Raw genomic sequence first — 7,049 nt, 5'->3', positions numbered from 1 at the left:
GCCACCCTGTCGGGGGGGGGGGGCCGGCCCCCACCCCCCCAAACACCCCCGCGCCCCCCCCCCACCCCGGGGGGGGCCCCCGCTTCCGGAACCGGGGTCTCAGGACTCCGGGAAGATCACCACGCGGCGCTTCGGGTCCTCGCCCTCGCTCTCGCTCATGACGCCCGAGACCGTCGCCACCGCGTCGTGGACGACCTTGCGCTCGAACGGGCTCATCGGCTGCAGCCGCACCCGCTCGCCGCTCTTCAGGACCGACTCCGCCGTCGAGCGGCCGAGCTCGCGCAACTCCTCGCGGCGGTCCGCGCGCCAGCCCGCGATGTCCAGCATCAGGCGGCTGCGCGAGCCCGTCTCCTGCTGGACCGCCAGGCGGGTCAGCTCCTGCAGCGCCTCGAGCACCGTGCCGCGCGGGCCGACGAGCTTCTCGAGGTCCTCGCCGCCGTCGATGCTCACGATCGCGCGGCCGGCCTCCACGTCGAGGTCGATGTCACCGTCGTAGTCGAGCAGGTCGAGCAGGCGCTCGAGGTAGTCGCCGGCGATGTCGCCCTCCTGCACGAGGATGTCGTCGCCACCTCCAGCCTTCTGTTCGCCCGCTTCTCCGTCGGCCGGGGTCACGTCGTCCTGATCGGCGTCGATCGTGTCGATCGTCTCCGACATCATTCGTCTCCTCTCCGAACCGGTCGCGCCTCAGCGGCGCTTCCGGCCCGACTTCCTGGTCGAGTCTTTGAGAAGGCCCGGCACGCCGGTGCCGTTGTCCTTCGAGCCGTTCTGGCCGTTGGTCTCGGCGGGAGCCGGGTCCGCCACGGTCGCGCTGTCGGCCTTCGCGGCCGCCTCCGCCTTCGCGGCGGCCTCCGCCGGCGTGAGCTGGGCGAAGCCGTGGGCCGAGCCCGCCTTCGTCACCTTCTTCGCCGTGCCGGCCTGAGCGGGCTGGTTCTTCTTCTGCTGGACCGGCTTCTGGCCGACCTTCGGCGCGGTCGGCTTCTGACCCGGCTTCGGGCCGAGCGACGCGCGCTTCTCCGCGGCTTCCGCCTTGCGGGACGCCTCTTCCTTGTCGATCTTCGTGTAGACGAGGCGCTGCTGCATCAGGGTCCAGCCGTTGTTCGCCAGCCAGTAGAAGAGGAGGCCGAGCGGGAACAGCGCACCGAAGACGAGGACACCGAGCGGGAAGATGTACATCGTCAGCTTGTTCATGATCGCGGTCTGCGGGGTGGCCGACGCGGCGTTCTGCCGGGCCACCGAGTGCCGCGCGGTGAGGTGCGTGGCGATCGAAGCGACGATCATCAGCGGCAGCGCAACCGGGAGCACGCTCCAGTGGAAGCCGACGTTCGTGGCCCCGCCGCTGACGACCCCGACGCCGTTGTAGACCGCTTCACCGAGGTTGACGCCGAACAGCTTCGCGTTGACGTAGGACTCGACGTCGTGCTGGCTGAAGAAGTAGTTCTCGGTCTTCGGGCCGCCACCGGGCGGCGGCATCGTGAACGCGCGGAGGACGTGGTTCAGGCCGATGAACACCGGGATCTGGAGCAGCATCGGCAGGCAGCTGCCCAGCGGGTTGACGCCGTGCTCCTTCTGGAGCTTCTGCATCTCCGCGGCTTGGCGCTGCCGGTCGTTCGCGTACTTCTTCTGGATCTTCTTCATCTCCGGCGCGAAGTCCTGCATCTTCTTCATCGACCGGACCTGGTTCACGAACGGCTTGAACATGATGCCGCGGACCGTGAACGTCAGGAAGATGATGCCGAGGATCCAGGCGACCGCGGTCGATTCCCCGAACACGAACCCGAAGACCTTGTGCCAACACCAGAGGATGAAGGACACGGGGTAGTAGATGAAATCGAGCACTGCTGCTACTCCTCGATCGGTGTTTCAGGTCTGCGGTGTCGCCACGAGAACGTCTCGGGCACGGGGTCACGGCCGGGGGGTGTCCACGGGCCGCAGCGCAGCAGCCGGCGCAGCGCGAGGTAGGAGCCACGTCCGGCACCGTGCCGGGTGAGGGCTTCGACTGCGTACGCGCTGCAGCTCGGGTAGAACCGGCAAGCCGGCGGGAGGAAGGGCGAGATCGCCTTGCGGTAGAGCTTGATGGGGAGCAGCAGGACCCAGGCGACCGGGCCGGGCCGCGGAGGCTCGCCGTCGTCGAAGTGGTCGTGCGCTGAGTCGTGCTCGGGGGTGGCTCGCATGCCGGTCACACCGCTGATCCGTGGTCGGGGGTCGCGTCCGCGGGACGCGTCGGGCGGGGGACATCCCCGGCCGGACGGCGCGACGACAGAAGCCCCAGCCGACGCAACGCGGCGTCGAGATCGGACCCGAGCTCGGCGCTGGAAGCGGTCGACGACGGCGGCAATGCCCGTACGACCAACGCCGTACCGGCGGGCAGTGTTCCGAGCCTGGCGGAAACGAGATGACGCAATCGGCGGCTGACGCGGTGGCGGACCACCGAATTGCCGACCGCCTTGCTCACCACAAAACCCGCCCTGGCCGCCGACGGTGGGTCGGCGGCCTCGGACGGGTCCGTGGTCAGCGCGTGGACGACGAGGCGGCGCCTGCCTGCCCGGGACCCGCGACGGAGAACCACGCGGAAATCCTCACTCCGCCGCAAGCGTGCGGCAGCCGGCAGCACGGCGCGCCTCGATCGGGTGCGATCAGGCGGACAGCTCAGCACGGCCCTTGCGACGGCGGGCCGCCAGGATGCCGCGGCCGGCGCGGGTCCGCATGCGCAGGCGGAACCCGTGGACCTTCGCGCGGCGGCGGTTGTTCGGCTGGAAGGTGCGCTTACCCTTGCTCACTGCTTCTCCTGTGTCTCGCGTTGTCCGTGTTCCCGCCCGCCCGAAGCAGAATTACTTCTTCCACCTGGCGTGTCGTGCGGGCGCACGGCAGTCTCTGGTGTCTCCTACCAACGTGTGGCCTCGTCACGACGAGCGACGACAACGTGGGCACGCGAAACGCACCCGTCGCATACGGGAGACCTTACGAGGGTACGCACCCCCGTCGGGCGGCCGGTAAGCACCCCCTCGGCCACGGTACGCGACCGGCCGGCGCACCCGGGGAGTTCGACGCCGCGGCACCGAATGGCCACCGGCGGTGCACCGTGAAATGCTGGCCGCCCAGGATGCCTTGTGGCCGCGAGCGGGGCTTGTTAGCGTGCCTCTCTCGGGTCACCGGTCGAGGTGCACGAGTATCCGGGTGGTGGAGTGCCCACCGGCGTACGACGAGCCCGCAGGTGGTGGCGCCGCGGGTCGCCGTACATTAGTGCACAGCTGTGGACAACTATGTGGATATTCGCTGTGCCGGTGCGCGGACAGGTCTCCTGTGATCGCCGGGTGGAGTGACCGGGGAGTTCCGGGGCCGGCTCGGCTGTCCACGCCGACGAGGGGAGGGGAGCCAGACAGGTGTCGGATCACCAGCACAATCTGGGTGTCATCTGGGAACAGGTGGTACGCGAACTGTCCGACGGGACCCTGTCCCCCCAGCAGCGCGCCTGGATGCGCGTGACCCGTCCGATCGGCCTGCTCGACGGCACGGCGCTCCTGGCGGCGCCCAGCGACTTCGCGAAGGAAGCGATCGAACGCGGGCTGCGCGGCGCGATCACCGAGGCGCTTTCCCGGCGGCTCGGCCGCGCCATCTCGCTCGCGGTGAAGGTCGACAGCGCCGAGGCCGTCGCTCCGGCGCCCGCTCCCCGCTACGCGCCGTCACCCGGCCGAGTGGAAAACGGCACGAGTCCCGAACCGGCCCCGCCGATGCCCGCCAACGGCGCGCCGATGATGCCGCCGCCGCGGCCCGCCGAACCCCCGCAGCCGAGGCCGCCGATGCCGATGCCGGCGCACCAGGCCGGCGCACCGAAGCCGGACGACGGCGACGACACCGACGAAGAAGTCGACGAAGAGGGCGAAGCGCTCGCCGCGGTCCACGAGATCTGGCCGACCTTCTCCGGCCAGCCGATCGCCGGTCAGCCGTACACCGCGCCGGCGCAGCCGCAGACGTCGAAGACGAAGCTGAACGAGAAGTACACCTTTGACACCTTCGTCATCGGCGCGTCCAACCGCTTCGCGCACGCGGCCGCGGTCGCCGTCGCCGAAGCGCCCGCCCGCGCGTACAATCCCCTCTTCATCTGGGGCGAGTCCGGGCTCGGCAAGACGCACCTACTGCACGCGGTCGGCCACTACGCGCAACGACTCTTCCCCGGCATGCGCGTCCGGTACGTCTCGACCGAAGAGTTCACCAACGACTTCATCAACTCGCTGCGCGACGACCGCAAGGTCGCCTTCCAGCGGCGCTACCGCGACATCGACATCCTGCTCGTCGACGACATCCAGTTCCTGGAGGGCAAGGAAGGGACGCAGGAGGAGTTCTTCCACACCTTCAACACCCTCCACAACGCGAACAAGCAGATCGTCGTCAGCTCCGACCGCCCGCCCAAGCGCCTCGAGACGCTGGAGGACCGGCTGCGGACGCGGTTCGAGTGGGGCCTCATCACCGACATCCAGCCGCCCGAACTCGAGACGCGCATCGCGATCCTCCGCAAGAAGGCGGCGCAGGACAGGCTGGCGGTGCCGGGCGACGTTCTGGAGTTCATCGCCTCGCGCGTCGAGGCGAACATCCGGGAGCTCGAAGGCGCGCTGATCCGGGTCACCGCGTTCGCGTCGCTGAACCAGCAGCCGGTGGACGCCGCACTGGCGGAGATCGTGTTGCGGGACCTGATCCCCGACTCCCACGCCCCGGAGATCACCGCGCCCACCATCATGGGCGTCATCTCCGAGTTCTTCGACGTGACGCTGGACGACCTGTGCGGCCCCGGCAAGACGAAGGCGCTCGCCACGTCCCGCCAGATCGCGATGTACCTCTGCCGCGAGCTCACCGACATGTCGCTGCCGAAGATCGGGCAGACGTTCGGCGGCCGCGACCACACGACGGTCATGCACGCGGACAAGAAGATCCGCAAGGAGATGGCCGAGCGCCGGCGGATCTACGACCAGGTGCAGGAGCTGACGTCGCGCATCAAGCAGCGCGCCCGCCAGTAGCACATCCCTTACCTCCCAACGATTTCGGGGCGTCCGCTCAATGTGGACGCCCCTTGGTCGTCTTTGCACCCGGTCGTCATTCGACACAGTCGTCTTTGGAGTGTCTGAAGCGCGCGTACGCCCGCGAAGCAGCGAAGGTGCGTACGCGCGCTTCGCCAAACTCGCGAAAATTGTTTGTACACAAGGGGTTTTCCCCACCGTGTGGGCAGATTGCCCACAGTGCCAAGGATCTCCCACCAGCGAAGACACGGATTCCCTCCACACCCCGCCCACAGGCGATCCACAGCGCATCCACACCCTTGTCCACGCTGATTCCACAGGTTGCCCACATGATGTGCACAGGGGGAGCCGATCACTCGGAAGAGGGGTTCGGACCCCGTCCGGCACCCCCAGACCCTGGGTACAAATCGCCCCACACCTGGGGACAACCGTGGGGACAACTGGGGCCTTCTGTGGACGGATCGGCCGCCGCCCGAAACCATCCACGGATGGCCCGATCTACCCACAGGTCTGCCACCATGGTTCTCCACACGCCCGCGACCGGTCCCACCTGCGCAAACGAGCTCAATCCACACAATCCACAACGCCTATTACTGCTACTGCCCTTAGATCTTCTAAGAGAGAGAACAAAACAAAAACAGGCGGAGAGCGAATCTGGGGACAGCCGCGAGATGGAGTCGTCATGTCGACAAAGTCAAGGGGAGGCCGAGGTGACGTCGGCGCCCGCGACGGCCTAACGTGGATGTCTGCACCTGGTCCGTGCTCCGGCCGCTCACGCGGAGGGCGGACCGGCCGGAGGGGGCAGCCGGTCTCTGCCCTTCGAGAACGAGGCCTGGCCCGAGCCCGCACGGGGCTCGATCGTCGAAAGGATGCGCGCATGAAGATCCGCGTCGAGCGTGACGGGCTCGCCGACGCCGTCGCGTGGGTGGCCAGAAGCCTCCCCTCCCGGCCTCCGGTGCCGGTGCTGGGCGGTGTCCTGCTCGACGCCGGTTCGGACGGCGAAACCGACGCGCTGACGGTCTCCGGCTTCGACTACGAGGTCTCCGCCACGGTCGGGGTCCCCGCGACGATCGCCGATGGCGGCCGCCTGCTCGTGTCCGGGCGCCTCCTCGCCGACATCACCAAGGCGCTGCCCGCGCAGCCGGTCGAGATCTCCGTCGACGGCTCGCGCGCCACCATCACGTGCGGCACCGCGCGGTTCTCCCTGCCGACCATGCCGGTCGAGGACTACCCGCAGCTGCCGTCCCAGCCCGCCTTCGCGGGCGAGCTCGCCGGCGACGCGTTCGGCCAGGCCGTCACCCAGGTCGTCGTCGCCGCGGGCAAGGACGACACGCTGCCGATGCTCACCGGCATGCGGCTCGAGATCTCCGGCAGCTCGCTGACCCTCGTCGCGACCGACCGGTTCCGGCTCGCCATGCGCGAGTTCACCTGGCAGCCCGCCGAGGGCCTGGCCGACGCGGCGGTGCTCGTCCCGGCGCGCACCCTCGCCGAGGCGGCCAAGACGCTCGGCGCCAGCGGCGCCACGATCCGCCTCGCCCTCGCCAGCGGCGAAGGCCTGCTCGGCCTGTCCGGTTCCGGGCGCTACACGACGACCCGCCTGCTCGACGCCGAATTCCCGCCGTACCGCCAGCTGCTGCCCGCGTCGCACACGTCGCGCGCGGTCATCGACGTGTCGGCGCTCACCGAGTCCATCAAGCGCGTTTCACTGGTGGCCGAGCGGGGGACTCAGGTACGACTGGAGTTCGGGGACAACACGCTGCGGTTGTCCGCGGGCGGCGACGACGAGGGCAGCGCCGAAGAAGAGCTGCAGGTCGAGTACGAAGGTGAGCCGGTGACCATCGCGTTCAACCCCGGTTACCTCGTCGACGGCCTCGGTGCGCTGCACAGCGGCCAAGCGGAGCTGACGTTCACCACGCCGAACCGGCCCGCGCTCATCAAGCCCGCCGACGCCGAGGGCAACGTCGTCCCCGGCTACCTCTACCTCCTGATGCCGGTCCGCCTCCCGGGCTGACCCGCCTAATCCGTGGGGTCCGGGTGGCG

General features: G+C 69.2%; 7 protein-coding genes. 2 read left to right on the top strand and 5 right to left on the bottom strand.

Annotated elements, in window-relative coordinates; all coding sequences use genetic code 11:
- Positions 1-99 precede the first annotated feature (99 nt).
- The 5 genes from ACFVYA_RS08585 to rpmH are packed head-to-tail and all read right to left on the bottom strand — an operon-like array spanning position 100 to position 2,777.
- Positions 100-654 carry a R3H domain-containing nucleic acid-binding protein gene (locus tag ACFVYA_RS08585; protein WP_285987502.1) on the bottom strand — a complete coding sequence of 185 codons (555 nt, stop codon included), beginning with the start codon at positions 652-654 and terminating at the stop codon, positions 100-102.
- Between the two features lie 30 nt (positions 655-684).
- On the bottom strand, positions 685-1,836 hold the full coding sequence (gene yidC, locus ACFVYA_RS08580) for a membrane protein insertase YidC (protein WP_387043752.1): 1,152 nt from the start codon (positions 1,834-1,836) through the stop codon (positions 685-687).
- 5 nt (positions 1,837-1,841) lie between these two features.
- On the bottom strand, positions 1,842-2,171 hold the full coding sequence (gene yidD, locus ACFVYA_RS08575; RefSeq protein WP_285994032.1) for a membrane protein insertion efficiency factor YidD: 330 nt from the start codon (positions 2,169-2,171) through the stop codon (positions 1,842-1,844).
- 5 nt (positions 2,172-2,176) lie between these two features.
- A complete protein-coding gene (gene rnpA, locus ACFVYA_RS08570; RefSeq protein ID WP_387043750.1) occupies positions 2,177-2,611 on the bottom strand; it encodes a ribonuclease P protein component in 435 nt (144 codons plus the stop codon).
- A gap of 22 nt (positions 2,612-2,633) precedes the next feature.
- Positions 2,634-2,777 (bottom strand): 50S ribosomal protein L34, encoded by a 144-nt coding sequence (gene rpmH / locus ACFVYA_RS08565; protein WP_387043748.1) that lies wholly within the window; start codon positions 2,775-2,777, stop codon positions 2,634-2,636.
- A gap of 603 nt (positions 2,778-3,380) precedes the next feature.
- Between rpmH and dnaA the strand changes: the two genes are divergently transcribed.
- Entirely contained in the window at positions 3,381-5,009 is a 1,629-nt protein-coding gene (gene dnaA / locus ACFVYA_RS08560; RefSeq protein ID WP_387043746.1) for a chromosomal replication initiator protein DnaA, read from the top strand.
- Between the two features lie 877 nt (positions 5,010-5,886).
- Positions 5,887-7,020: a DNA polymerase III subunit beta gene (gene dnaN, locus ACFVYA_RS08555; RefSeq protein WP_285987506.1), complete on the top strand. Its 1,134-nt coding sequence runs from the start codon at positions 5,887-5,889 to the stop codon at positions 7,018-7,020.
- Positions 7,021-7,049 lie beyond the last annotated feature (29 nt).

The sequence above is a fragment of the Amycolatopsis sp. NPDC058278 genome (genome assembly GCF_042881395.1).
Lineage (GTDB): Bacteria > Actinomycetota > Actinomycetes > Mycobacteriales > Pseudonocardiaceae > Amycolatopsis.
The sequence above is the reverse complement of the archived record's forward strand: the minus strand, read 5'-3'. Positions and strand labels throughout refer to the sequence as shown.

Bases quoted from the DNA above. Each gene is read 5' to 3' on its own strand.
- yidD (WP_285994032.1), bottom strand. From the start codon at position 2,171: ATGCGAGCCACCCCCGAGCACGACTCAGCGCACGACCACTTCGACGAC.
- dnaN (WP_285987506.1), top strand. From the start codon at position 5,887: ATGAAGATCCGCGTCGAGCGTGACGGGCTCGCCGACGCCGTCGCGTGG.
- ACFVYA_RS08585 (WP_285987502.1), bottom strand. From the start codon at position 654: ATGTCGGAGACGATCGACACGATCGACGCCGATCAGGACGACGTGACC.